The sequence below is a fragment of the Candidatus Omnitrophota bacterium genome, from assembly GCA_041649175.1.
Classification (GTDB): Bacteria; Omnitrophota; Gorgyraeia; order Zapsychrales; family JBAZNR01; genus JBAZNR01.
Genome location: JBAZNR010000001.1, coordinates 600,717 through 625,615, shown reverse-complemented (window position 1 = coordinate 625,615; position 24,899 = coordinate 600,717). Strand labels below are relative to the sequence as shown.

General features: G+C 42.4%; 24 protein-coding genes and 3 tRNA genes. 1 reads left to right on the top strand and 26 read right to left on the bottom strand.

Going from position 1 to position 24,899, the window contains the following annotated elements; translation table 11 throughout:
- Positions 1-25: 25 nt before the first annotated feature.
- The 13 genes from WC676_02365 to metG all read right to left on the bottom strand — a co-directional run bounded on the left by WC676_02365 (position 26) and on the right by metG (position 13,419).
- On the bottom strand, positions 26-1,762 hold the full coding sequence (locus WC676_02365; GenBank protein ID MFA5059451.1) for a tetratricopeptide repeat protein: 1,737 nt from the start codon (positions 1,760-1,762) through the stop codon (positions 26-28).
- 52 nt (positions 1,763-1,814) lie between these two features.
- On the bottom strand, positions 1,815-3,851 hold the full coding sequence (locus tag WC676_02360; GenBank protein MFA5059450.1) for a PilZ domain-containing protein: 2,037 nt from the start codon (positions 3,849-3,851) through the stop codon (positions 1,815-1,817).
- Positions 3,848-4,957, bottom strand: coding sequence for a M48 family metallopeptidase (locus tag WC676_02355; protein MFA5059449.1), 1,110 nt, complete (start codon positions 4,955-4,957; stop codon positions 3,848-3,850). Before WC676_02355 ends, WC676_02360 begins: the two co-directional genes overlap by 4 nt.
- 5 nt (positions 4,958-4,962) lie before the next feature.
- Entirely contained in the window at positions 4,963-5,361 is a 399-nt protein-coding gene (locus tag WC676_02350) for a hypothetical protein (protein ID MFA5059448.1), read from the bottom strand.
- Positions 5,362-5,384: 23 nt separating this feature from the next.
- Complete coding sequence (locus WC676_02345; protein MFA5059447.1) at positions 5,385-6,542, bottom strand: aminotransferase class I/II-fold pyridoxal phosphate-dependent enzyme; 1,158 nt, start codon at positions 6,540-6,542, stop codon at positions 5,385-5,387.
- Between the two features lie 20 nt (positions 6,543-6,562).
- Positions 6,563-7,048 carry an Lrp/AsnC family transcriptional regulator gene (locus tag WC676_02340; protein MFA5059446.1) on the bottom strand — a complete coding sequence of 162 codons (486 nt, stop codon included), beginning with the start codon at positions 7,046-7,048 and terminating at the stop codon, positions 6,563-6,565.
- Positions 7,049-7,102: 54 nt separating this feature from the next.
- Complete coding sequence (locus WC676_02335) at positions 7,103-8,464, bottom strand: tetratricopeptide repeat protein (GenBank protein MFA5059445.1); 1,362 nt, start codon at positions 8,462-8,464, stop codon at positions 7,103-7,105.
- Between the two features lie 55 nt (positions 8,465-8,519).
- Positions 8,520-9,356, bottom strand: coding sequence for an aminotransferase class IV (locus WC676_02330; GenBank protein MFA5059444.1), 837 nt, complete (start codon positions 9,354-9,356; stop codon positions 8,520-8,522).
- Positions 9,353-10,756 (bottom strand): anthranilate synthase component I family protein, encoded by a 1,404-nt coding sequence (locus WC676_02325; protein MFA5059443.1) that lies wholly within the window; start codon positions 10,754-10,756, stop codon positions 9,353-9,355. Before WC676_02325 ends, WC676_02330 begins: the two co-directional genes overlap by 4 nt.
- Before the next feature lie 78 nt (positions 10,757-10,834).
- A complete protein-coding gene (locus WC676_02320) occupies positions 10,835-11,389 on the bottom strand; it encodes a 3'-5' exonuclease (GenBank protein ID MFA5059442.1) in 555 nt (184 codons plus the stop codon).
- The gene (locus WC676_02315; protein MFA5059441.1) at positions 11,382-12,287 is read right to left on the bottom strand and encodes a phosphatidylglycerol lysyltransferase domain-containing protein; all 906 of its coding nucleotides are present in this window, start codon (positions 12,285-12,287) and stop codon (positions 11,382-11,384) included. Before WC676_02315 ends, WC676_02320 begins: the two co-directional genes overlap by 8 nt.
- 205 nt (positions 12,288-12,492) lie before the next feature.
- On the bottom strand, positions 12,493-13,026 hold the full coding sequence (locus WC676_02310) for a YkgJ family cysteine cluster protein (protein ID MFA5059440.1): 534 nt from the start codon (positions 13,024-13,026) through the stop codon (positions 12,493-12,495).
- A 45-nt stretch (positions 13,027-13,071) separates the two neighbouring features.
- The gene (gene metG / locus WC676_02305) at positions 13,072-13,419 is read right to left on the bottom strand and encodes a methionine--tRNA ligase subunit beta (protein MFA5059439.1); all 348 of its coding nucleotides are present in this window, start codon (positions 13,417-13,419) and stop codon (positions 13,072-13,074) included.
- Positions 13,420-13,535: 116 nt separating this feature from the next.
- Here metG and WC676_02300 point away from each other — a divergent pair, with 116 nt between their 5' ends.
- A complete protein-coding gene (locus WC676_02300) occupies positions 13,536-15,146 on the top strand; it encodes a hypothetical protein (GenBank protein ID MFA5059438.1) in 1,611 nt (536 codons plus the stop codon).
- Positions 15,147-15,267: 121 nt separating this feature from the next.
- On the opposite strand, the gene WC676_02295 is transcribed toward WC676_02300, so the two are convergent.
- From WC676_02295 to pyrR, 13 genes are all read right to left on the bottom strand, one after another.
- A tRNA-Asp gene (locus WC676_02295) sits at positions 15,268-15,342 on the bottom strand.
- A gap of 103 nt (positions 15,343-15,445) precedes the next feature.
- Positions 15,446-16,723, bottom strand: a complete 1,278-nt coding sequence (nhaD, locus tag WC676_02290) for a sodium:proton antiporter NhaD (protein MFA5059437.1) — start codon at positions 16,721-16,723, stop codon at positions 15,446-15,448.
- Positions 16,724-16,784: 61 nt separating this feature from the next.
- Positions 16,785-16,858, bottom strand: a tRNA-Val gene (locus tag WC676_02285).
- A 142-nt stretch (positions 16,859-17,000) separates the two neighbouring features.
- Positions 17,001-17,732 carry an orotidine-5'-phosphate decarboxylase gene (gene pyrF, locus WC676_02280; protein MFA5059436.1) on the bottom strand — a complete coding sequence of 244 codons (732 nt, stop codon included), beginning with the start codon at positions 17,730-17,732 and terminating at the stop codon, positions 17,001-17,003.
- A complete protein-coding gene (locus tag WC676_02275; protein MFA5059435.1) occupies positions 17,729-18,637 on the bottom strand; it encodes a dihydroorotate dehydrogenase in 909 nt (302 codons plus the stop codon). The genes pyrF and WC676_02275 overlap by 4 nt, the downstream gene beginning before the upstream one ends.
- A complete protein-coding gene (locus tag WC676_02270) occupies positions 18,638-19,408 on the bottom strand; it encodes a dihydroorotate dehydrogenase electron transfer subunit (GenBank protein MFA5059434.1) in 771 nt (256 codons plus the stop codon).
- Entirely contained in the window at positions 19,389-20,078 is a 690-nt protein-coding gene (locus tag WC676_02265; protein ID MFA5059433.1) for an isoprenylcysteine carboxylmethyltransferase family protein, read from the bottom strand. The genes WC676_02270 and WC676_02265 overlap by 20 nt, the downstream gene beginning before the upstream one ends.
- A gap of 4 nt (positions 20,079-20,082) precedes the next feature.
- Positions 20,083-20,889, bottom strand: coding sequence for a DNA-formamidopyrimidine glycosylase (gene mutM, locus WC676_02260; protein MFA5059432.1), 807 nt, complete (start codon positions 20,887-20,889; stop codon positions 20,083-20,085).
- Between the two features lie 85 nt (positions 20,890-20,974).
- Positions 20,975-21,439: a TIGR00725 family protein gene (locus WC676_02255; GenBank protein ID MFA5059431.1), complete on the bottom strand. Its 465-nt coding sequence runs from the start codon at positions 21,437-21,439 to the stop codon at positions 20,975-20,977.
- Between the two features lie 503 nt (positions 21,440-21,942).
- Positions 21,943-22,014 (bottom strand) — tRNA-Arg (locus WC676_02250).
- Positions 22,015-23,289, bottom strand: coding sequence for a dihydroorotase (locus WC676_02245; GenBank protein ID MFA5059430.1), 1,275 nt, complete (start codon positions 23,287-23,289; stop codon positions 22,015-22,017).
- Positions 23,286-24,239, bottom strand: a complete 954-nt coding sequence (locus tag WC676_02240; GenBank protein ID MFA5059429.1) for an aspartate carbamoyltransferase catalytic subunit — start codon at positions 24,237-24,239, stop codon at positions 23,286-23,288. The genes WC676_02245 and WC676_02240 overlap by 4 nt, the downstream gene beginning before the upstream one ends.
- On the bottom strand, positions 24,217-24,762 hold the full coding sequence (gene pyrR, locus WC676_02235; protein ID MFA5059428.1) for a bifunctional pyr operon transcriptional regulator/uracil phosphoribosyltransferase PyrR: 546 nt from the start codon (positions 24,760-24,762) through the stop codon (positions 24,217-24,219). Before pyrR ends, WC676_02240 begins: the two co-directional genes overlap by 23 nt.
- Between the last annotated feature and the right edge of the window lie 137 nt (positions 24,763-24,899).

Sequence of the window (24,899 nt, the reverse complement as noted above, 5' to 3'; positions counted from 1 at the left end):
TACTCTTTCCACAAGATAACTTGGTTTACTTAATCATCGCCTTTAAATATCTTAACGCATCAATATTCTGAATTGAATTTTGCGCTGCATTCAAAACTAGTTGTGCTTCTTGGGCGCGGTTTAAACTTGAATAAATCTGTATAAGGCGTTCATATAAGGTTAAATTATTTGGCATTATTTGTATACCTTTTTTTAAATAGAAAATTGCCTGATCAGATTTACCCGCTGTCATATATTGCTGGCTTAAATGAACATACGCTGCAGTAAAAAACGGATTGGCATTAATGGCTTCTTTAAAATAATTAACTGTTTCTTGAAAATCATCTCGGTTACAGAGCCCCAGAAAGTAAGGCGCTCTATATGCAAGGCCTAAAGAATGATAGGCTTGCGGATTTTTTTCCTTAAGCTTCAGGCACGTTTTAAAAGATTTCGCAGCGTCAGAAAATTTATCTACTTTAAGATGTTCTAAGCCGAGAATAAAATATCCTGCCGGATGATCAGGAAAATTTTTAACCCAGCCCGATGCGATCGTGTAATTACTATGCCATAAACTATTGACCGATAGCGTTAAGGCCATGCACAAGCCGATAATAAACGTATTAAGTATTATCTTAAACGATTCCTTAAAATATTTTGAATACACTTGCCAAAAGCCAAAAGCCAAAGCAGCAAAGATCCCGATGGACGGTAAATACACAAAGCGATGCGCAAAAGGATTTGTTAAAGGAATGACATTCGAAATAGGGATAAAAAAGACGATGAACCACAGCATAAAGAAAGAAGTAAACTTGTTTTTGTAGAAGTATTTTACGATAAGACTAATAAATGAAATAAAAAGAATCATCAGGCTATAAAATAAAATGGAAGGACCCATAACCAAGAAATTAAGAAACGGCATATAAAATGGCGGCAGCGATGTAATCACGAAAGGATTGAATATCGCGTAAACATACCCGGCCCAAGACATGAGAATGACAGAAAGATTTACAAAGATACCTTGGTCAGGTATCAAAGGAGAATTCAAGGCACTATTCGGAAAGACCAAAAAGTAGACATATAAATAGAAAATGGCGACCAGTAGGTATCCTATATAAAACCACTTTTGTGTCTTTAAAAGACCTCGGCGAAAATAATAATCATATGACAAAAAGATTATTGGCAACGTGATCGCTGATTCTTTCGCAAATAAAGATAAGAAAAAGGCTGCCAAAGATAATCCATAAAATAGCTTTCTCTTATTTCCATCGCAAGTTGGGTATCTAGTAAATAGTAAAAAAGACAGAAGAACAAAAAATAATGACAACAAATCAGCTCGGTAACCGATATTGCAAACAGCTTCAGAATGGATGGGGTGCACACAAAACAAACTTGCTGTTAAAAACGCAACACCGCGTAACTGGATCATGATCATAATTAGCGCATAGACCAAGAGAGAATTTGCTAAGTGAAGGACAAGATTATGGAGATGATAACCGAAAGGATTTAGTTTCCAAAAAGCACGATCAAGAAAATAGGTCGCCGAGAGAACCGGGCGGTAAGAAACTGAACCAGATCCCCAGTCTTTCCTATTGAAATCCGTAGAGTGAGATGTAGAAATGTAACTTTTCTGGACCAGGCGAGGAATATTATCCCAGGACGAATAAAAAGGATTATCTACAATAACAATGTGGTCGTCACCAACAAAACCATTAAAAACCGAATTTGCGTACGTGATAAGCCCGATAAAAACGAGGATCAGTATAGATTTTTTATGGAATAGCATTTAAATGATAGGCGTTTCCTGGCAGTTTCTGAAAAAGATCTTGTATAAAATTTTATTCAGAAACAATATCATACTGCGATAAAGATAGCGGATTAAAGCCTTGGATGGCCATGATCATATAGGCTGTTCCCGCGATAGAACCGGTTGTGGTTCCGTGCGGCGTTCTCCACCCATGGCCCGTATCGGCATCTTCCAGTGTCGCGTAAGGAAGACACCCTTCTCCCTGGCCCGTCAACGAAGGACTGGCAATAATAATTTTATTAAGTTCATTAAGGTACATCTTGGCTTTTTCTTTGTAATAATTGGCTTTGACCGTATTGTCTTTTTGCGTGAAAAAATCTCCTAAGATCTGATAGGAAACGATCATCTGCGATGTCCATTCGGGAGAAACCATGCCTCCTCGCGGCATATGAGTCTTCTTGGCAAAATCAAATCCGTTTAAAGTGACATTCATGCCGCTGGGACGTTTAAAATCAACGGAAACCGCGCAATGCTCCTCGGCAAATCGCATAATTTCTTCCGGATCCATTCCCGCAGCTATAAGCCGCTCGGGGCCTATCGCCGCCAAAGCCCAGGCAAAGGTATCGGTGGCGATGGTCGAATCACCGCGGCCGCGTTTCACGGGCGGCCTGCGATAATCGGGGCTATGCGGTATTAACGCGTAAGTTTTAAGCCAATCAAAAACTTTTCTTTGCGCTAATGCGTATTTTTCTTCCTTCGTGTGCTGATAAAGCATGCCAAAGAAAGCGTAGGCGTCTAAATTATGTTCCGTGGAGAACCAAGAGAATTGCGGGCCGCCGCGCAGTCCCCCCGCCGGATCTTGCTCTTGAATAGAGATCAGCCAATCTCCTATTTTCTTTGCCAAAGTTAAATATTCTGTATCTTTTGTTTTTTCAATATACTGAAGAGCCGCGATACCAAGCCATGTGTTCGGACCCACGTGAACAGTATATTCCGAGATCTGTCCGGAATCAAAATAGTACCCATTTACAAAACCATCAAAATCATCGTTTAGTTTCCGGACAAAGAAATTAAGGATCTTGCGTGCGGATTCTATGTCGCCAAACAACAAAAAGGCATTAACCGCCAAGGCCTGGTCATAACTAAACGCCCAATGTTCAATGATCCCGACATCACCTTCGAAGCTTAAAACCAGCCCCGTCGCAGAACTTTGATGGTTTTTGATCCACCGGTACATTTTCTGGACAACCGTTTTTTGCAATCCTTCCTTCTTATGCTCTAAAAGCGCGAATTCATCCGCCATCATATTCTCTTTTTTCAAAAGAGCCGCGTATTCATTTTCTAAAGGAGATTTTCTTCGAATAAGATCAGCAATTTGTTTCTTTAAGCCATCTACTTTTTCGGTTGAAGCCTGAAGCTGGCCGTTGAGCTCAACTTCCGTTTGAGACTTTGCGGAAATAGCTTCTTGGGCAACAAGTAATTGTGCTTCCAGATCCTTCATTCGGCCGGCGTATTCCTCCAATTGTCTGGCTAAGGCTTCTTTCTCGTAGGCAATACCTTTAAGGCTGTACGTTGCCATTGTTTCTTGTTGTTGTGTCGTCACCAAAGTATTGATCAGCTTTTTATTGGCTTCACGAAGGCTAAAATTATATAAAGCGCTGGCTGCGAAAGCTAAGACAAAGAAGAGCGCTATTCCTACGGCTGCCTTAAGGCGAAAGTGTATCCATTGGGCATGAAAAAGCATCCGGTTTAAATCTTTTCCGTCGATATTTGTAAATTTCAAACCCACCAGGTAACGTTCGGGCGCCACCTCTTTAAGATGCTCGCTCCACATAATATCCGCCGAGGCTTTAATGGAACGAGCGCCCAACGGAATTCCGATTCTCAGTTGGAGAGGCATCCCCCGCGTGTCTAAAAGTTTCTTGATATCTTCGGAAGCAATGTGGACGCTTAAACAAATACCGCCTTTGCTGATGTTGGATGTAAAGCCCTGATGCCAATCAAGGGTTTGAGTAGCTTGGGCGGAACGCGCAAAAGAAAATTCTACCGGAAAGACACTTTCTAAACGAAGATATTGGCGTTTTTCGGAAACACTTTGATCGGATTTATTTTGGCCGGAGCTCTTCATAGGCTTAGCTGGTAATTCTGCGCCAGATCAATTCGTTTAGAGATCGGCGGATGATCATAAAGAAATATTTCAGTCAATAATCCCGGATTAAATTCGGATAGATTTTTGACCCCAAGTTTTTTCATCATAGAGATAAAATGTTGCGGCGCTAATGTCGCCTTTAAACTAAACAAGTCCGCTTTCACCTCCAGATAACGGCTGAAACTGTTTGAAAGCGGCATCATCAAGAAGCTAAACATCGAAAAGGCCACAGCCAAGACAGGAAAAAAAGCAATATCCGCAATATGGATAGCGGGTGAATGCGCCGCAAAAACTTCCCACAACCGATTCATGATAAAAAATCCAAGCAGCGTTGTTAATGTATGGAAAATGGTAAGCTTAAGAATGTCATGATGTTTATAATGTCCGATCTCATGAGCGACAACAGCCTCGATCTCGGGAATAGAAAAATCACTAACGAGCGTATCGCTTAGAACAACACGCCGCCCTTTTCCCAAACCGCAAATAAAGGCATTGGCTTTTTTCGTTTTCTTAGAAAAATCCACCATGTAAGCATTTTGAACGGGGATCTTTGCTTTTTCAAAAAGCCCTAAAATTCTTGCCCTTAATTCTTCATTGCCGATCTTTGAATATTTATAAAAGATCGGAATGAGCACGTTTGGCGTTATTTTGGCTAAGATTAATGTCAAAAATAACCAGAATGCCCCTGCCCAGACCCACCAGGTTCGAGGAAAACGATCAAGAAGAATATAACCAACCTCGACGATCAAAAGCGTTAACATAAGTTGCAGAAAGAATCTTTTAGTAAGATCCCAAAGCCATTCATGGAATTTCTGATTAGACAATTGGAAGCGGTGTTCCAGGATAAATTCGCCTAAAAAGTCCAAAGGAAAATGAACGAGCAAAAGCCCCAGGCTTAAAGCACACATATAGATCGCGTTAACAATAAAAAAGTTCTGAGAAAAACCATAAGCAATATCTCGTAATGCCACCGAAAGCCCGCTTAAAAAAAAGGCAAGGAAGATAATAATATTGGCTAAAAAGCCAATAATAAAAATGATCTTCCTTGCCTGCTGATATGCTTTTGATGCCGGATGGCCGTCCATAATTGTTAGGAAGTTTTTAAAGAATCCGCCTTACCTTTGATTTTTGACAGAAATTGTTGAAAACGATCATCCGCGCGCAGCTTGATCAAATCCGCATCATGTTCCAAATAAGAGAAATCTTTATACCCACGCTTCACCGCCTGCTCGATTGATTGCAGCGATTTATCAATATCTCCCAAAAGCGAATAGCTGCAGGCTAAATTATAAAAAACCAGCGGGTCTTCAGGCTTTAACTTGGCTAAACGCTCGTCAACATTCAAACCTTTTTCATAGAGTCCTCGTTTTGTATAGTGATCGCCTAAGGCGATCAGGGCCTCGGTAAAATTAGGACTATATTTTAAGATGCCCTCATAAAAGGCGATCTCAAAATCAAGATTATCTTGTTTTTTGAATTCTTTTTTCATAAATTTCTCGGATAAAAAATATTTTAAGAGCCGATGTAACTGCGTAAACGCGCCATCGCTTCTTTTAGATTTTCATAACTGGACGCATAAGACATGCGCACGTAACCTTCTCCCGATCGGCCAAAAGCCACTCCGGGAACAACAGCAACTTTTTTCCGGCTTAAAAGATTCTTGGCAAAATCCAAAGAATTTTGTTTTGTTATTTTTATCGACGGTAAAACATAAAATGCTCCTTGCGGATTAAGGCATGTCAATCCCATTTCGTTTAAGCTCTCCACCACAAAACGGCGCCGGCGCATATATTCTTTTTTCATGTCGGCAACATCTTTAAATCCGCTTCGAAGCGCCTCTAGAGCAGCCATCTGACTGGTAATAGGGACGCACATGATCGTATACTGATGCACCTTGGTCATCCCGGCAATGATCTTAGACGGCCCGCAAACCCATCCCAAACGAAAACCTGTCATGGCATAAGCTTTAGAAAATCCGTTAAGATAGATAACTCTCTCTTTCATGCCCGGTAAAGATGCTAAAGGCGTGTGGTCAAAATCATACGTCAACTCATCATAAACTTCATCGCTGATGACGAGAAGATTTCGCTTGATCACAACGCGACAAATTTCTTGAAGTTCTTTCTTTGTGTATGACGCTCCCGTCGGATTACACGGATAATTGATCATCAGGGCTTTGACTTTTCTGTCGCAAGCTCTGTCAATTTGCTGAGGCGTTAATTTAAATCCGTTCTTGCTCTCTGTATCCAGAAAAACCGGAATGCCGCCCGCTAAATCCACCATCGGCCCGTAAGAAACAAAGCACGGTTGATGAATGAGAACTTTGTCACCCGGATTTAAAATAGTGCGCATAGCGACGTCAATGCCTTCACTCACTCCGACGGTCAGAAGAATTTGTTCTTCCGGGTCATAGCTAAGCCCATAACGTTTTTGTAAGAAACGTTCAAGTTCCTTGCGGACTTCGATCATCCCCTTATTGGACGTGTAGGACGTATATCCTTTTTCCAAGGAATAAATAGCCTTTTCCCGAATATGCCACGGTGTGACAAAATCCGGTTCGCCCACACCTAGCGAGATCACGTCTTTCATCCCTAACACCAGATCAAAGAACGCACGGATCCCCGAAGGCGCCATTTGCTCTACTTTTTTTGAGATCACGATATTTTTCATTTTATTTCACTGCAACAGTCTTAGTAAGAAATGTTGAGCCTCTTACGCTGTTGGCTCTTTTTTAAGACTTGTCCGTCTTCTTTGTATTTTTTTAACAAGAAATGTGTTGTTGTCTTGCGAACATTTTCCATCGGCGAAAGTTTGGAAGCCACAAAATTGGCGACAGTTTGAATATTATCCCCTTCCACCACCACCAAAAGATCATACGCCCCCGACACCAGATAACAACTGACCACTTCCGGAAAACTATAGATCCTCTCCGCCAGATAATCAAACCCGACATCTTTTTGCGGTGTAATGCTGACTTCAATTAAAGCTCGCACTAAAGGACGATTTTCTTGCAACAGTTCTTGATTGATCAGAGTTTTATATTTAACAATGATGCCGTCTTGCTCATATTTTTTGATGGCCTTGGTAATCACCGCGACGGATTTTCCGGTCAGCTTGGAAATTTCTTCGGGGCTAATACGCGCATCTTTAGATAATATTTCTAAAATCTCATCCATGAACATCCTCCTTTTTTCAATAATAATCGACGGGAATAAAGGCAAAAAGTAATTTTACTTCGCTGCTTTACTTTTCTTTTGGGAAAGTTCTTTGCGTAGTTTGAGCAAATTACGCTTGGCTTCGTCGTCTTTGGGGTCAACCTTTAAAGCGTTTTGATAACTTTTGATGGCGTCGTCAAGATTTCCCATCTGATAGTAAACATACCCTAAATTAAAATGAATATCTTTCTTGGAAGCGCCCAATTTCAAGGCTTGCTCATAACAAACAGCGGCCTGAGGATACAACCCTTGCGCGGCATAAGCATAGGCCATAGCCTCCGCTTCCCCTTTGCTCTGGGGAATATCTTTGAGAGCTGATTCCGTCGCTTCTTTAACATACACTTCCTTCTGCGCGTCCAGCAAGGCCTCGGTCATGGCATTTTGCCGCTTTAAAACAGCGATGGCTCCGTCAAGATCGGTTACTTTGATCTGTAGATCCTGACGCTCAGCCTGCAGGCTTTCTAATAATTTCACAGCCTCTTGCGACGCTGTTGATGCCGGTTGAACGTTCTGGGAAGATCTTTGCTCATTGATCTTGTTGACCTTTTCTTGAAGCTGTTGATTACGTTTTTGCAAATCGCTTTGCTGCGCAGAAATCTTTTCCACGGTTTTTTGTTGCGCCTTCTGCGCTTCACTATTTTTTTGGGTCAAGACCTCAACTTCCCGAGATGTTTTTTTAAGATCTGCTTGCGCCTTCACCAGCTGGGCCTTTAATTCCTGATTGGGGCGAGAAGCGGCTTTCGGTTTTTCCTGGGAAACTTGCTTTTGAGCCTGCGCTAACGCTTCATCAAGTTCTTTTTGCTTTTGCTGGCTTTGGCTTAATTGTTCTTTTAAGCTATCAACCTGAGATTTTTTCTCCGCGGCTTCCTTGTCGAGCGCAGAACGTTGCAACTGCGTATCTAATTCTATCGCGATCGCTTTAGCTTTTAATTCTTCGACTTGCGCTTCCCAAGGTTTTTGCTTTTTTTCCAAATTCGACAACTCTGTTTCAAGGTCTGTCTTTTTCTTTTCTAAAGCCGAAAGCTCCGATTGAGCATTTTTTAATGTTTTTTGTAATTCTTTTGTCTTTAAAACAGTTTCATCGATCGCTTTTGTTATTCGCCCAGGCTCGTTTTCCAGGTTGGCATTTTCATCTTTGGCCGCCTTTATGAGATCCTGGGTGTCCAAAGCTTCTTTGCGTAGGGCTTCATTGCCGGAAGTCAGTTCATCATTTTTCTGAAGTAGGACATCAACGCTGTCTTTAAGGTCGACAACGCTTTCTTTCCACACGGATTCAACAGCCCGTATATCGGTGGCTGTTGCCGGTTCCTCGGCTTTTAGGAAAGCCACCGGGACAAAAGAAACAAAAGCCAACGTTATAAGTATATATACTCTCATAGTTCTTAATTATAGCTTCCGGCAGTAAATAGAGCAAACAGAAACTCACAAAATTTTAGGCGAGGTATTGCTGGGCAAGATGCTTGTATCGCTTTGATAATAAAGAGGTTATTTCTCCCGGCTTTCCTTTTGCGATCATTTTTCCGTTAACAAAAGTAATCGGTATAATTCCCCAGAGAGAATTGGTTAAGAAAGCTTCCTGAGCGTTAAATAATGACTCCTCCGTAAGATTTTTCTCCCGGCAAATTATTCTTTTTTCTTTGGCTATTTTCAAAATACACTGACGCGTAATTCCTTTAAGGCAGCCGCAGGAAAGAGCGGGAGTTAAAAGGATATTTTTACGGATAACAAATATGTTACTGCGGCTGCCTTCCGCAAGAAACCCTTGGCGATTCAGCAAGATCGCTTCATCACATTTTTTTTCTTTCGCTAGCTTATACGCTTTGAAATAAGCAGTATAAAAAAGTGATTTTACACGTGATTGTCCTTGAGCGCGGTCAATGCGCACCGGAACAATGACGGATTTTAATCCTCGACGGAATTTTTGCTTTGACAATTCAGCATAAGGCAAGGCGACAATGGCGAATCGCACTATCTTCTTTTCCCGCCAGATTTCCCAGCGCAAACGCGCTTCATCTAAATGATTAGCATTTAAAACAACCTTAGAAATAGTATTTATTTCGTTGGGAGAATATGAAATCTTTATCTTCAATTTCCTTAGACCAAAACAAAACCTATCCCAATGTTCTTTGAAAAAAAATATTCTTCCTTGGCAGGCGCGCATCGTTTCAAAAACGCCATACTTATTGATAGCGCCCGGTGTCAACGCCCGCAAATCAGCCGGGCTTGCCAGAACCATTTTTCCATTTATGAAAATAAGTGGTTTTTTCATGATGGAACCCTGCAAAGAGCTTTCTTAAGAGACTCCATCAGGGCTTTTGCCTTAACAAGTGTTTCTAGGTATTCGTCCTGAGGATTTGAGTCCGCTACAATGCCTCCTCCAACGTGAAAATAGGCTTTTTGTTTCTTCAACAATAGTGTACGGATCAAAACATTAAAATTCATGGGCCCTGAAAAACTGATGTATCCTAAAGCACCCGTATACAAACCTCGACGATCAGGCTCTAGTTCCTCGATAATTTCCATAGCCCTGATCTTAGGGCAACCGGTAACCGAACCGCTGGGAAAACAAGCCTTGATAACATCAAAACAATCTTGACCGGAGCGCAAAATCCCGCGAACAGCCGACGTGGTCTGAAAAACCGTTTTATAACGTTCTAAAACGCGCATCTTTTTAACATGCACCGTTCCATAACGACACACTCTACCTAAGTCATTCCGTTCCAGATCGGTGACCATGAGCAATTCCGCTTTTTCTTTTCGGCTTTGTAAAAGCTCTTTTTGATTTCTTTGATCTTCACTTTTACTTGCTCCCCGCGGACGCGTTCCTTTCATCGGAAAAGTTTCCACCGCGCGGTTATTGACCCGTAAAAATTCTTCCGGAGAACTGCTGATAATCTGAAAATCGCCGCCGTTAAAATAACCGCCGAAATACGACGGAGAAAGCGCGCGTAAAGACTCATAAAGACTGACCGGACAAATGTCTTGGCATTTCAAACCGATATCCACGCAAAATCTTTGAGATAAATTGACCTGATAAATATCGCCTTTTTTAATATAATCCAGGGCTTTACGCACAGCCGCACAATAACGGCTTTTGGTGAAATTACTTTTAAGCGCTAAATTCTGGGCGCGGAATATCTTTTCAGAAAAACCTTCCTTGCGACCTTCCTGTTGCTTAAGGCGCTTTAAGATTTTTTTTATCCGTTCTTCGGATCTTTTTTTCGCTAAAAAAGCACTTTTTTCCGGAAGGCCTGTCGAAGAAATAATGATCTTCTTAGCCAAATGATCAATGGTGATCACTGTGTCATAAGCGCCTAAAAGGCCGTTTGGGATCAAATCTTTACCGTGGGATTTGCGTTTTATTTTTTCTAGGCCCAAGCCAAAATCATAACCCAAATAACCCATCATTCCCGCCGGAAAAGGCGTGGGATAATTGCGAGAAGACATTCGAAAGGAGTTAAAGATCTTTCTTATATCAGAAAGAGGGTCATTTTTTGAAGCCTTTACAACCATAAACGGATCAAAACCGACAAAAGAAAATCGCCCCCGCGAGGGATGGCGAAGACTGCTGTCTAAACAAAAAACAAAAGGTTCGTCTTTGAACAAACGAAGAACGTGGGCAGCCTCCCCTTTAAAATCATAACTTTTCCAAACGCAAGATCCTGTCAAAATATTGGCCTCTTAAATATTGAATAAGAAATTCAGATCAGAAAAATTCTGTAAAATACGCGGCTAGATCGGCAACACCTATATCTGAGATCTCTCAGGATTTTTTCCTTCTGAATGTTCCGTTAATTTACGGAAAATTTCTAGCGTCATCATCACATCGGCTAAGGCGCGATGCTGTTGAGGCTCTTCGATGTTCAAACATTGAGCGACATGCCACATCGGATAACGTTTTAAATTCGGCAAGAATTTTCTGGCCATCCTTAAGACATCAACGGTCACGATATCAGGCGGAAGGTCTTTTTCGATCAGCATAAGTTCATTACGCAAAAATCCCATGTCAAATCCGACATTATAGCCAACTAAGGGGCGAGAGCCGGCAAATTCCAAAAAACGCGGAAAGACATCCTCTGCCAAGGGTTGTCCTTCCAGCATCTCTTGGCTGATCCCGTTGACCTGAAAAGCCCCGAATGATATTTCTCTTTGAGGATCAACAAGCGAATGGAATTTGTCGATGACTTTAAGTTTTTTGATCTTGACTGCCGCAATTTCGATCACCCGGTCTCCGCTTTGCGGCGAAAGTCCGGTGGTTTCCACATCAAAGATAACGAGCTCTTTTTCTAAAAGTTCATTCATGATCTTTCTTTCTTGAAACAACATAAGACGGCACTAATGCCGATGGATGAAAAGACAGTTTTGTTTTTCTGATATTCGTTAAACCAAAATCGTCCATGACGTTGATATATCGAAATGGTTTAACGGCCCCGTCGGAACAGAATTCTTTGAAAATAAAAGAACTAAGCCCTTTGATCGATAGGTCAACGATCTCAAAAAGCACGCAAAAAATATCCCGGTTAAGCGCAAACCCAAACGTATAACCTTTTATTTTCCCATCGATACAAACAACTCGTCCGGATAATTCCAACGAATCATAGTGCGTCATGACCGTCTGATGGACTATGCGGTTATCCTCAAGCATTTGCCGGAAAATAATATCGTCGCTCCCCAGGGCCTTATGACTGGCCCAGCTATCATAAAGATCTCGGCACTCTTTTTTCATCGACATTTTAAAAGGCAAATATTCACACTTAAAATTCTTAACGAAATAATTATACGATGACCTTTTGGATTTAAATCGGTTCCCGGAAAATTCTGCAATATTTTTGCGTTCATAAAGATATTCTTCGCTTTTTGATTCAAGGCGAAATTCCCGAGAAGAGAAATATTTTACCGCCTCTTGCGGAACATTCTCAATGCGAGATACCCCACTTCCCTTATTTAGACGTTCCATCGTCTCAAAACACCCCTGGATCACATCGGAGGAAATATTTTTTCCTAATGGAGGAAGGTAAAGAAATGTGCCGATAGCATTTGAAGCAAAAATGCAAAGACAATTGTCTTTTATTTCAAAAGTAAAATCAAAGAAATCTTTCCAAGCGAAGATGTTCACAAAAGAAAACGCGGATAGCCGTGTGGGGCATTCCCGTAAGAATTTATCAACTAAGGGTTTTTTCTTCAAGAGATCAGATTTCATTTGGAGGAATTGCAATTAATAAAACTCTGTGGACTAACAGCCATAGCACTTTTGCATTTTTTCGAAGAAATTCGCCGAAGCTATCCCGATTCGCATGCTGTGTTGAAATTCTCCTGCTGAAAGCAGGATAATTTCGCCACGCTCATCGGGATTCGCCTTATAAATCTACGGCCTTATTTACTCAGCAAGACGTGCGACCGTAGATTTATAGCGAAGGCGAACAAACAGTAAAAAGATACTCTAACTCATCTTGATAATCATGATAATCGCTTAAAGATAAAGAATGCTTTTGAACAAAATCGATCACATCTTGATGTTGAAAAAAGTCTTTAAGATAGGCCGCATACTTAGAAAATTCTTCCGTTTTCGCCTGTTGCTCGATAAATGGGCAAAGCTTGTGAACGGTCATAGAAACTACAGAATCACTTTTGCGCAAAACGAACGGATACAGCCGGCATTCAAAAGGACGAAATTCATAGATCTTGCAGGTATTTGTTTCCGGCGTAAAGAAATAACAAATATTTTCTCCGTCTTTACAAGAAACTGTTTTGATGCGATGTTCAGGATCCATGGTCGTTTTTGAGAAAATGATATCCGCCAAGCCTTTCTTCTTTGACAGGTGTATTTCTTCGGCAGAAACTTGAGGGCGCCAAACACTTTTTGCTTCTTTAAAACGACAACACCCGTCGCAGGAAAGGCAAACTTCCGAAGGGACAAATTGCTTTAGGTTTTCCAACATGGCTGATATTTCTCTAAAATATTTCTAAGATAAGTACGCACTGCTTCATTTAACGATACTGCCCAGTTTTATATCGCGGTCGATCCCTAAAAGGCAAAGGCCGTTTTCGTCGGAAGCCGCCAAGATCATCCCTTGGGACTCTACGCCGCGGATCACAGCCGGCTCCAAGTTGCTGACCATAATAACTTTACGCCCGATGAGCTCTTCTTTTGTATACGCTTTGCGAATACCGGCCACCAATTGCTTTTCTTCTGTTCCGGTATCAACTTTTAGAACATAAAGTTTATCCGCGTTAGGATGCTCTTGCGCATCTTTGATCTGAGCGACAATGATTTGGGTCTTTTTGAATTCATCAATTGAGATCATTTCTTCTCCTTGTGATTTCCCGGCCAAGACCGAGAGAAACTTAGATTAATTACAGAAACGTAAAATATTTAAGGTATTATATATGAGGTGCTTCTAGGATAACAGCAAAATTAAAAGCAGCCTTTTATACTATTATTGTTCAAATGAACCATAAGAAAATTATTTTTTTCGTCTTAACCCTCCTGGCTGGCATTTACATCTTCTGGCCAGCAAATGATTTTCAACTCTACCTAGCCCAAGGCGACCACGGGCGAGACCTTTATTCTTTCAAAAAAACTTTTGAAGGAGCTGTTCCGCATCGAGACTTCTCCACCAGCAATGGGCCGCTCATGCTTTATTACTACAGTTTTTTCTACAAAATCTTTGGGGTCAGTATTCAATCAACGATTCTAGGATACAACATACTCGTTATTTTAGCTGGCATACTGATTTATTTTTGTGGCTTAATACTAGTCTCAGCCCCTTTTGCGTTTTTATGTGCTTTATGGTATTGGACCTCTCGAACCGGAGAATTTTTCTACACATATAATCATATCGGAGCTATTGCCCTTGTTTTGACTATGGTCTATTTTATTTTAAAATACCTAAGAAATAGCAATGACAGCGCCATTTACCAAGGAGCTTTCTTTTCCTTCCTGCTTTGTTTAATACGCCCCAATATTGGAATTTCTTCTTTGGCTGTTTTTCTTTTATCCGCAATGATATTTGATATTGTTAAGCAAAAACCATTCTTGCTTAGATCAATAATGCGATATGGCTTTGTTTCTTTTGTAATTTTTTTAGCAGTTTTTCTTGTTTATTCAGCTATTTTCTTTCATCTCCCAAAACACTTCATCTTTGACGATCTCTCATATTTCAACTCCCTCAAATCCTACAAAAGTTCTTCTTCAACATCATTTCAAGCCATTGTCATGCTATACGAGCAGATACTTAATGGTTTCTCTATATCATGGCCAAGATTATTCTTAAATAGTGCTTTTGTTTTCTGCCTCTTGAAGAGCTTACAGGCATTAAAAAACGGTCCTTTTTCTCGGGAAGAAAAACAGAACTTCCTTCTTTCATGCATGGTTCTTGTATTTTTCCTGATTTCTTCATTGCATGAATTTCTTTTAAGCGCCATACCCTTTCGATCGCATTGGACCATATCGCTCACTCCACTCATTGTCATTTTTATTTTTTATCAGGGAGTGAGGGATTTATCCAAGTTTATTCGCTCCTTACTCTGGGTCACTCTTTTCATCGTTTGTTTCTTAGGAATAACTAATTATCGTAATTTTGTTGTCGCTAGCAAAAAACCTCAAAATATGCTTCAGGTAGGGGCCAACAAAGTTTATCTTTCCTCCAATCAAAAAGAATGGATCCAAACTGTAACTGATGCCAATCGGTTTATTGTTAAAAATGTCCCTCGAGGCGAAAAAATAATCGCAATCCCCAGCGATTCCATTTATTATTTCCTTAGCGGACATGACCGTGCTGTGCGTGAATCTGACTTTCATGGATTTAACGGTCAACGAGAACAAAATGTGATCAATGACCTTGAAAGAACTAAAATTAATTTTATCATCTTATCTAATCGTGCCCTGCGGCCTACCGAGGCTCAAATGATGGGAATTATGGGTGTAGATTATGGGTTGGCTTTGCTCGCATATATTGAAAGAAATTTTAATGAGATGGCGGTTTTCGGCCCCTGGGAAAAGCCGGCTGGGTGGGTAACCAATCACGCGGTAAAAATCTTTAAGCGAAAAAACTTATAAATAGATCTTAAAACCTCTCAGGCATTGGCTCAGGCGGAGCTTCACCAATGCCCGTTTTTCCTCTATAAAGCGAAAAACCATCTCCCTTTCGGATTGATGGTTTTTCGCTTAAAGTAAAAAACGGGGACGACGAGATTTGAACTCGCGATCTTCGCCGTGACAGGGCGACGTGTTAACCGGGCTACACCACGTCCCCAAATTTCACTATCGTGAAATTTGTTAGAGCACCTAGCCTATGAAAGCTAGGAAAAAATATTTTAGGATTTTAACACTAAAACTTCAAAAAAGCTAAAGAAAAATCAATGAACGATATTGTAGATAACTAGATACGAAATAATTCCCGCAAAATAACCTAAAAGCGCGGGAAAACTTACTCTTTTCATATACCAAATAAAATTGATCTTGGCTATACCCATGGCGACCACACCGGCCGCTGATCCGATGATCAAAACACTGCCGCCCGTTCCAACACTGTAGGCCAACAGCTCCCAGAGTTTGTGATCCATCGGAAATTGAGATAAATCATACATGCCCATGGCCGCTGCTGTCAAGGGAACATTATCGACAATGGCTGACAAAAGCCCCAGAGCGGTTACGATCAAATCTTTGTTTTTAAAATTCTGATCGAGCCATATTTCAAAATTCTTTAAAATGCCGGCCGTTTCCAAGGCACCGACGGCTAACAAAATACCTAAAAAGAAAAGCACGCTTGTAATATCAACTTTGGATAAGATATGCGGAATCCTTAAATGCTCCCGCTTATGATGCATAAGATCAGTCATCACCCACATGGCTCCAACACCTAAAATAATTCCCATAAACGGAGGAAGGCCGGTGAGTGCCCTAAAGATCGGAACAAAGATCAAAGCACCCACTCCGACATAAAACACCCTCTTCGCGCCGAGAATCCCCTCTTCGTTTTTCCCAGCGGACAACGTGGAAACATTTTCTTTTTCCATAAAAAAGGAAAAGTATGAAAGTGGTACAAGCATACAAACCATGCTTGGAATAAAAAGCCCCGTCATGATCTTACCCGTCGAAATACATCCGCCAATCCAAAGCATGGTGGTTGTCACATCACCGATGGGCGTCCAGGCGCCGCCGGCATTAGCGGCGATCACGATCATACTGGCAAAAATTAAAAGATCTTCTCTTTTACTAAGCAACTTATAAATCAAAGAAACCATGACAATGGTGGTCGTTAGATTATCTAAGATGGAGGAAAGAAAGAAAGTAATGAACGAAATGACCCACAAAAGTGTGCGCTTGTCTTTTGTTTTGATGAAATCTGTTACGATCCGAAAACCATTGTGCGAATCGATCAACTGAACAATGGTCATCGCGCCAAGCAAGAAGAAAATGATCTGCGAAATACCGATCAGATGCTCGCCTAACTGTTCAATAATTTGATGGGAGTCAAAATAAACCGAGCCCACCGTATAGCCGTGCACCGACATGATCGTCCAAAGAACTACCGCTAAAAGAATGGCTGTTGCCGTCTTGTTAATGTGAATAACATGTTCGAGAGCGATCGCCAAATATCCTAAAACAAAAATAATAATAAGTACGGCTTCCATACGTTAAAACCTTTCATAGCAAAACACGATAAAGAAACTCCCTGGCCTTCTATAAAATAAATGGGGAATGAAGGGATCGAACCCTCGACCTTCTGCGTGTAAAGCAGACGCTCTAACCAGCTGAGCTAATTCCCCTCTATCTATTAATCCAAAGATCTGAACTTGCGCAAAGCAGACGCTCTAATCCCGACGTTTTCTAAATTCAGCATTATTGAAGTCGGCATCCTACTATGAAATAAAAACAATGTCAACCGCTTCATCGAGACAAAAAGCTTTTTTAAGCTATGTTTATTTCTTTGAGGATATTTTGTGCCGCTGCCAAAGGATCCGCCGCTTCCACGATAGGACGGCCCACCACTAAGAAGTTGCTTCCGTTTTTGATAGCGTCTTTGGGCGTTGTCACTCTCTTTTGATCTCCCGCATCCGCACCCGTGGGACGAATACCGGGTGTAACAATCAGAAAATTTTCTCCCAATTTCTGACGAATAAGCGCCACTTCCTGGCTGGACGCCACAACCCCGTCTAATCCGCATTCCTTCGCTAATAAAGCACGCTCTATGACAAGCTGGGAAGTATTGTCATCTTTTTTCTGGCTGGTTAAAACAGTTACGCCGACCAAGAAGGGTTTTTCAATATTCATCGCTTTTGCTTTTTCTTTGACTGATCGAACGGCCGCCTCTAACATTTCTTTTCCGCCTACGGTATGCAGTGTCAGCATAAATAAAGAACTGCTTTCGGCATGTGTTGCTTTCACCGCGTCCGTCAAACCAACAGCACAAGAAACGGCACTGGCAACCGTATTGGGAATGTCATGATATTTAAGATCTAGGAAAACTTTTTTGCCGCGCGCCTGAAGAAACCGCACCGCCGCCGGGCCGCAAGACGTAAAAAGCTGGCTTCCCACTTTGAAAATGTCTACCGCCGGCGAAAGCGCGTCAATTAATTTACGCGCCTCTTCCAAGGTATCAACGTCCAACGCTACGATAAGCTCGGCCCTTTTTTTGCTCATTTCTCTTTTAAACTCCCAATAATTTCTTTAATGTCTTTTATTTTATTGGCGGTCATATATTCTTGAATGCCTTCCAAAATTTCCAAAGGCGCTTTGGGATTTAAATAATTCGCCGTCCCCACCGCCACCATCGTTGCGCCGGCGATCAAAAATTCCAACGCGTCTTTAGGCGTCATAATGCCGCCGATACCGATCACCGGAATTTTAATTCTTTTTGCCGTTTGATAAACCATATAAAGCGCGATGGGTTTTATCGCCGGGCCGCTAAGCCCTCCGCTAAAATTTCCCAAAACCGATTTTCTCTTTTTAACATCAACCGCCATGGCCGTAAAAGTATTCACTAAGCTGACCGCGTCCGCGCCCGCGCCTTCGGCGTGAAGAGCAATTTCGGAAATATCGGTAACATTCGGAGATAATTTCGCGATGACCGGAACTTTAGAAATTCTTTTTACCGCCGCGACAACGCGCGCGGTAGCCGCAGCATCTTGCGCGACCAGAGTTTTCTGCTGTAAATTCGGGCAAGACAGATTAAGTTCAAATGCCGCGACTCCACCTGCCGCGCTAAATTTCTCCGCGAGTTTTACAAATTCTTCGTCGCTGTGGCCTAAAATACTGATGATCAGCGGAACACCGATCTTTCTAAAGGCAGGAAGCTTTTCTTTGATAAAAATATCCGCTCCGGGATTTTCGATGCCGATGGCGTTTAGCATTCCCGACGCCGTTTCGATAATACGCGGCGGCGGATTTCCTTCGCGCGGATAAAGCGTAACGGTTTTAGGGATAATAGCGCCAAGCTTTTTAACTTCTTCTAAGTCAAAATATTTTTCCGCGTGGCCGAATGTCCCTGAGGCGACCGTGACCGGATTCGCTAGTTTTAAATTCCCTATTTGAACTGTGAGATTCATTTAAAAAATCACTTCCTTAATATCAAACACCGGGCCGTCATAACAGGTGGTGCGATAACCTTTGGTTGTTTTAATGGAACATCCCAAACAAGCACCCAAAGCGCAAGCCATCACTTCTTCACAGGACGCCTGACAGTTCAGCTTGTTTTGCTCGGAAAATTTTTTCACCGCTGCCATCATCGGTTTTGGGCCGCAAGTGTAAATAGCCGTTGTTTGAGGATCGGTTTTAATTTTATTAAAAAGTTCAGAAACGCGCCCGTGAACCCCATAAGAACCATCATCCGTCGCCACAAAAACCTTACATCCATTTTTCTTAAAATCTTTAAGATCGAATACGTGCCCTTTACTGCGAGCGCCGTAAAGAAGGATCTTTTCGCATTTCTCTTTTGCCAGAAAATCCGACAAAACCATTAAAGGCGCTACCCCAATGCCGCCGCCGATCATCACCACCTGCTTGGTGCCTTTGGGCGGTAAACAAAATTGATTGCCCAAAGGCCCTAAGATATCCAAATATTCTCCCGGTTCTCTTTTGGCAAGCGCAACCGTCCCTTTTCCGACGGCTTCGTACAAAACCTCTACTTGCTTTTTCGCGCGAAACACGCTAAACGGCCGGCGGAAAAAAGGCTCTAAGCTTTCCGTCACTTTAATATGGACAAACTGCCCCGGCCCGACCGATCTTGCCATTTCCTTGGCGTCCAAAGAAAGCTTATAAAATTTCGGGCAGATCTTTTCGTTGGCGGTGATCTTAAATTTATTTTGTATTTGGCGCATAGTTATACCAAACGATCAAGACAAGGATAAATGTTAGAGCGCTTAATGAAAAAACCTGCGCTGTCGTCACAATATCAAAAGACCCAAAAACCAAATATTCGCGCAGCGCTTCTAGAAAAATAGCTAAAAACGTCCAGCTAATAAGCCCCCACTTTTCTTTTGTAAGCCATGCCTTATCTAAGGGAAAAGATTCTTTAATATTGGCATTTTTGATGCTTTTCCACGACGGAATAAGCCGCGGAACACGGCTAACGTATTCGTCAAACGTTTTTCCAAAATGCGCTTTAAGATATTTTTCTTCCGATGAGATTTGCCGGCGAAACCTTAAGTAAAAAACAGCCGCAAATAAAGGCAATGCCCACCAGGGCCAGAGGATCAACACAAATCCGCAGCCGATATAAAAACTTCCCAGATACATTGGGTTACGCACAATACTATATGGCCCGTCGGTCACCAGATTTTCTCCGCGAGAAGAAATACTTTTTTTGTATCCGCGCGCCGTCATGCGCACTAAAATTCCCTTAAGGATCGTCAGAAACCCGATAAAATCCAGTAGGTCGTCGCTGACCGCATCTTGAATATAAAGCCGAGGAAATTTCACAAAAACAATCGTCAGAACAATGACGAACGATACTAAAAGAGTAATGTCCATTTGAATGCGTTTTTTCATAAATTTAACTCTGGCAAATCCGGCAGAAAAACGTGCTGCGCCCGGATTGCACGATCCTTTCAATAGGTTGGCGACAACTTAAACACGCCTGGCCATCGCGCCCGTAAACTTTAAGGCGGTTAATGAACTTTCCTTTTCTTCCGTTGAGATCGCGGTAAGTATTAACTGATGAACCGCGTAACAAGATCGCTTCTTTTAAAACTTTTAAAGTTGTCTGATAAAGAACTCTTATCTCCGCCGGTGTTAATGCCTTAGCCTCACGCCGGGGATTTATTTTCGAACGGAATAATATTTCCGACGCGTAGATATTGCCGATCCCGGATAAAAACGCCTGATTCATTAAAAGCGTTTTGATAGGAATGGCCTTTTGTTTGAGCCTTTCAAGGAACCATGCACAGCTAAACTCTTTATCCAGCGGCTCTAAACCTAAGGCTTTAAAATATTTAAACGCGCTTAAGTCTTCAATATAATTCAAACGCCCGAAACGTCTTTGGTCATTATAATTTAAATATTGTCCGTTGGAAAGCGCGAAAATCACTCTTGCCTTAGGTTCTTTGGTACCGTAAATCACTTGTCCGGTCATCACGGGCTGGATGATCAAAAAACCTTTGGGGAAAAGTTTTAATATAATGGCTTTGCCGCGCCGGCCGGAACCGATGATCTTCTTATTTTCTAAATTGCGGATAAAATTTTTTGGGGAGGACGAGCGCACCACCATGGCATCAGAAACCTCAACTTCTTTGATCCTTAAACCTAAGATCTTTTTCTCAAGATCCCGGGCCATGGTTTCGACTTCAGGAAGTTCTGGCATATTCGTTGTCCGTTGAGCCTATTGAGTTCTTTGAGTTCGCCGGGTCATTGAGTTAACTCAATAGACTCAAAAAACCCAATGAACCCTAAGAACCCTTAATTAGCTTCTTGATTACTTGTTCTGCTTCTTTGAGGTCTTTAACCTTGATCATTCCTTTAATATTCCAGCCGCCCAGATCAATGACCGGACGCCCATAAACAAGGCCGTAAGATATTTCGCTTCGGGTTCCGTGGCTTCCGGGCAAGGCAATGATGATATCCGCCGAGCAAGCTACGATGACATTACGGGAATACCCGATAGAAGTTGGCAAGGCAATATCGATAAAGGGGTTGGCGTCAGATTTATTCTTACCCGGCAGTATCCCAATCGTCAGCCCGCCACAGCTTTTAGCTCCTTTTGCCGCCTCCCGCATAACCCCATCTAAACCGCCACAAACCAAGACAGAACCCATTTTAGCAATTATTTTGCCAATTTTATGGGATAATTGCTCCACTTCTTTGTTGCAGTCATGTCCGCCGATCACGGATATGGTTATTTTTTGATGGCTCAAAGTGAGCTCCTATTTGATTGATTTTGCCAAAAATCTGTGGAAAATTGCTGTTTTTTGATATGTATTAATTATGCACAATATACTATATTTATTGATTAATTATGTATATTTAATCCACTATTATACAAAATTAGACTATGTTATGGGTCAATTACTCCATTATTAACAATTTATGCATATTGTGTATATTCTGTGGAAAGCCCTACATTTTGTGGTTTCCACTTTTTCCCGTCTCTGACTTAGGGTCAGGCCCCACCGCAGGTGGGGCCTGACCCTAATCTCTGCGTATGTCTGTCCCCAAGCCTGTTCAAGAGGCTGTTGCATCTCAAAGAACGCGCCTAGCCCCCAAAGGGGGCCTACTACTTCGAATATACGCGCCCGGTCCCCGCAGGGGACCTACTACTTCCACGCTACAATTGTTCGGCAGGAGTCGAGCCTGCACCAACAGCGCCGTCCCTCGACTGCGTCTCGGGATTTTCAAGAGGCTGTTGCATCTCAAAGAGCGCCCCCAACAGGAGTCGAACCTGTACACCCAGCGCCGGAGGCTAGTACTCTATCCATTGAGCTATGGGGGCCTAATCTTGATAAACCACTTTTCCACCGCAAATCGTCGTTTCCACCTTCCCCTTTAATTTCCATCCGACAAAAGGTGAATTCTTGGATTTGGAAAGAATATCTTCTTTTTGAAAAATCCACTCTTTATTTGGATCAATGATGACCACGTCAGCGTCCGCGCCCGCCTTTAAAGTTCCCTTATCTACCTGCATAATGCGCGCCGGATTAAGGCTCATTTTGGCAATAAGCCCGGGCCAATCCAAGATCTTTGTTTCAACCAAAGCACCTATTGAAAGCGCCAAGCTTGTTTGCAAGCCCAAAATCCCAAAGGCCGCATGGTCAAACTCCACTTCCTTTTCATTTTGTGTATGCGGCGCGTGATCGGTGGCGATAACTTCCAATGTTCCATCACGCAAACCCTGTTTCATCGCTTCTCTATCATCTTTGGTGCGCAGCGGTGGGTTCATCTTTTTATGCGTATCATAATCGAGTAAATCTTCATCGCAAAGCCAAAAGTAATGCGGCGCGGTTTCCGCGCTTACCTTTACACCTTTTTTCTTAAAACGCGCGATCACCTCAACCGACTCGCGGCAACTGACATGAGAAATATGAATGCGCGCGTCCGCCTTAGCGGCAATAGTAATATCGCGCTCAATGCATTTATATTCCGACTCGCGCGATATCCCGCGCAGTCCCAAAATGGTGGACATATATCCTAAGTTCATCACGCCATTGTTGGAAAGTTTTCGGTCTTCCGAGTGGCAGTCGATCAAGATATTTTCTTTCTTCGCTTTTTTGCAGGCCTCAAGAAAAATCGCGTCATCTTCAACCTCACTGCCGTCATCGCTTAAAGCTAAAACACCTTCATCTTTTAAAGCGGCGATATTAACCACTTTTTTACCTTGACGCCCAACGGTAATAGCGCCGCAGATAAAAACATTCACTGAAGCGGTTTTTTTGATGGAATCTTTAAGTAAACGAACGGTTGCCACCGAATCCAAGGCCGGCGTTGTATTGGGCATACATAAAACCGATGTCACGCCGCCGAAAGCGGCCGCGCGCGTTCCGGTTTCAACGGTTTCTTTATCTTCACGGCCGGGTTCGCGCAAATGCACATGCATATCGACTAAACCCGGAGCAACAATTTTTCCTTTGGCGTCGATCGTTTTATCGGCCGCGTCAGAAATGCTCTTAGCGACTTTGCTAATCTTGCCGTCTTTGATCAAAACGTCGCTTATTTCGTTTAGTTTACTCGCCGGATCGACCACAATTCCATTTTTGATAAGAATTTTCATGTTTGCTGTTGTCCTTGCGATACCAGATATAAAACCGCCATACGAACGGCGATGCCGTTGGTGACCTGTTCTAAGATGACCGAGTTTTTCCCATCGGCAATATCGCTTTCCATTTCTATGCCGCGATTTAATGGTCCGGGATGCATCACAATAATATCTTTTTTCACCTTTAAAAGGCGTTCTTTGGTGATGCCAAAATTCTTAAAATATTCCAGCTGTTTAGGAAAGGCGTTTTGTGCGTCACGCTCGAATTGCATACGAAGCACATTGACCGCATCCGCGTTTTTTAAAGCTTCATCAATATCGGATGTGACTTTTACGCCCATTTTCTCAATTTCCGCCGGAATCAGCATTGCGGGCGCACACACCGTTACATTCGCTCCTAATTTTGTTAAACCCCAAATGTTAGAACGCGCCACGCGCGAATGAGCGATATCGCCAACGATAGCCACATTAAGCCCTTTGATACGGCCTAATTTTTCTTTTAAGGTGAACATATCCAAAAGCGCTTGGGTGGGATGTTCGTGCCAACCGTCACCGGCATTGACAATACTTGATTTAAGATGACGGGCAAGCATTAAAGCCGCTCCGGACGCGCTATGGCGCATCACGATAATATCGGCTTTAAGGGCTTGGATATTAGCGCCGGTATCTAAAAGCGTTTCGCCTTTTTTGACACTGGATGTTTCTACCGATATATTGATGACGTCAGCGGAAAGGCGTTTGGCGGCCACTTCAAAGGAAACGCGGGTGCGGGTGGACGGTTCATAGAATAGATTGACCACGGTTTTGCCGCGAAGGGCCGGAACCTTTTTTATTTCGCGGGTAGAAACTTCTTTGAATGAGGCGGCGGTATTTAAAATAAGCTCTATCTCTTGGGAGGAAAGTTCCTGCAATCCCAAAAGATCTTTACGGGTCCAGAGAGGATTATCTGTTTTTACCTTCGACAATTGATACCTCGTCTTTTTCGTCGGTTTCGGTTAAGCGCACTTCCACCATTTGTGTTTTGGATGTGGGGATGTTTTTGCCCACATAATCGGCGCGGATAGGAAGTTCTCTATGCCCGCGGTCTATTAAAACAGCCAATTGAATGCTGGCCGGACGGCCAAAATCGGCGATTGCATCCAAGGCCGCCCTGATGGTGCGTCCGGTATACAAAACATCATCTACTAAAACAACCTTTTTATCGTTTAGGTCAAAATCTATTTCGGTTTCGCGCACCAAAGGTTTAGCGCCGACCAGCGTTAAATCATCGCGGTAAAGAGTGATGTCGAGAATTCCAAGAGGAACATCGACGTGTTCAATTTCTTGAATGGCGGTTTTGATACGCTGCGCCAAAACCGCCCCTCTCGTTCTAATCCCGATCAAACAAAGGTCTTCAATTCCCTTATTTTTCTCTAAGATCTCGTGGGAAAGCCGGGTGACGGCTCGGCGGATTTCATCAGAGGTCATGATTTGAGTGGAGTTGGTCATAAGCGCTCACAGAAAAAGCGCGTTTTTTCTCTCGAAAAAACGCGCTTAATAAATTTCGTAATATAAACTTCCATTTTGTTTTCCTTGCCAGCCTCACAGGGCTAAGCTTAAAGGTTGATTATTGACCAAAATATAAC

Coding starts and splice junctions, on each gene's coding strand:
- pyrR (MFA5059428.1), bottom strand. CDS start 24,762: ATGACCAACTCCACTCAAATCATGACCTCTGATGAAATCCGCCGAGCC.
- WC676_02310 (MFA5059440.1), bottom strand. CDS start 13,026: ATGTTGGAAAACCTAAAGCAATTTGTCCCTTCGGAAGTTTGCCTTTCC.
- WC676_02270 (MFA5059434.1), bottom strand. CDS start 19,408: ATGCGCCAAATACAAAATAAATTTAAGATCACCGCCAACGAAAAGATC.
- WC676_02315 (MFA5059441.1), bottom strand. CDS start 12,287: ATGAAATCTGATCTCTTGAAGAAAAAACCCTTAGTTGATAAATTCTTA.
- WC676_02330 (MFA5059444.1), bottom strand. CDS start 9,356: ATGAAAAAACCACTTATTTTCATAAATGGAAAAATGGTTCTGGCAAGC.
- WC676_02320 (MFA5059442.1), bottom strand. CDS start 11,389: ATGAATGAACTTTTAGAAAAAGAGCTCGTTATCTTTGATGTGGAAACC.
- WC676_02360 (MFA5059450.1), bottom strand. CDS start 3,851: ATGAAGAGCTCCGGCCAAAATAAATCCGATCAAAGTGTTTCCGAAAAA.
- pyrF (MFA5059436.1), bottom strand. CDS start 17,732: ATGAGCAAAAAAAGGGCCGAGCTTATCGTAGCGTTGGACGTTGATACC.
- WC676_02275 (MFA5059435.1), bottom strand. CDS start 18,637: ATGAATCTCACAGTTCAAATAGGGAATTTAAAACTAGCGAATCCGGTC.
- WC676_02340 (MFA5059446.1), bottom strand. CDS start 7,048: ATGGATGAGATTTTAGAAATATTATCTAAAGATGCGCGTATTAGCCCC.
- nhaD (MFA5059437.1), bottom strand. CDS start 16,723: ATGGAAGCCGTACTTATTATTATTTTTGTTTTAGGATATTTGGCGATC.
- WC676_02245 (MFA5059430.1), bottom strand. CDS start 23,289: ATGAAAATTCTTATCAAAAATGGAATTGTGGTCGATCCGGCGAGTAAA.
- WC676_02300 (MFA5059438.1), top strand. CDS start 13,536: ATGAACCATAAGAAAATTATTTTTTTCGTCTTAACCCTCCTGGCTGGC.
- mutM (MFA5059432.1), bottom strand. CDS start 20,889: ATGCCAGAACTTCCTGAAGTCGAAACCATGGCCCGGGATCTTGAGAAA.
- WC676_02355 (MFA5059449.1), bottom strand. CDS start 4,957: ATGGACGGCCATCCGGCATCAAAAGCATATCAGCAGGCAAGGAAGATC.
- WC676_02350 (MFA5059448.1), bottom strand. CDS start 5,361: ATGAAAAAAGAATTCAAAAAACAAGATAATCTTGATTTTGAGATCGCC.
- WC676_02345 (MFA5059447.1), bottom strand. CDS start 6,542: ATGAAAAATATCGTGATCTCAAAAAAAGTAGAGCAAATGGCGCCTTCG.
- WC676_02335 (MFA5059445.1), bottom strand. CDS start 8,464: ATGAGAGTATATATACTTATAACGTTGGCTTTTGTTTCTTTTGTCCCG.
- WC676_02265 (MFA5059433.1), bottom strand. CDS start 20,078: ATGAAAAAACGCATTCAAATGGACATTACTCTTTTAGTATCGTTCGTC.
- WC676_02365 (MFA5059451.1), bottom strand. CDS start 1,762: ATGCTATTCCATAAAAAATCTATACTGATCCTCGTTTTTATCGGGCTT.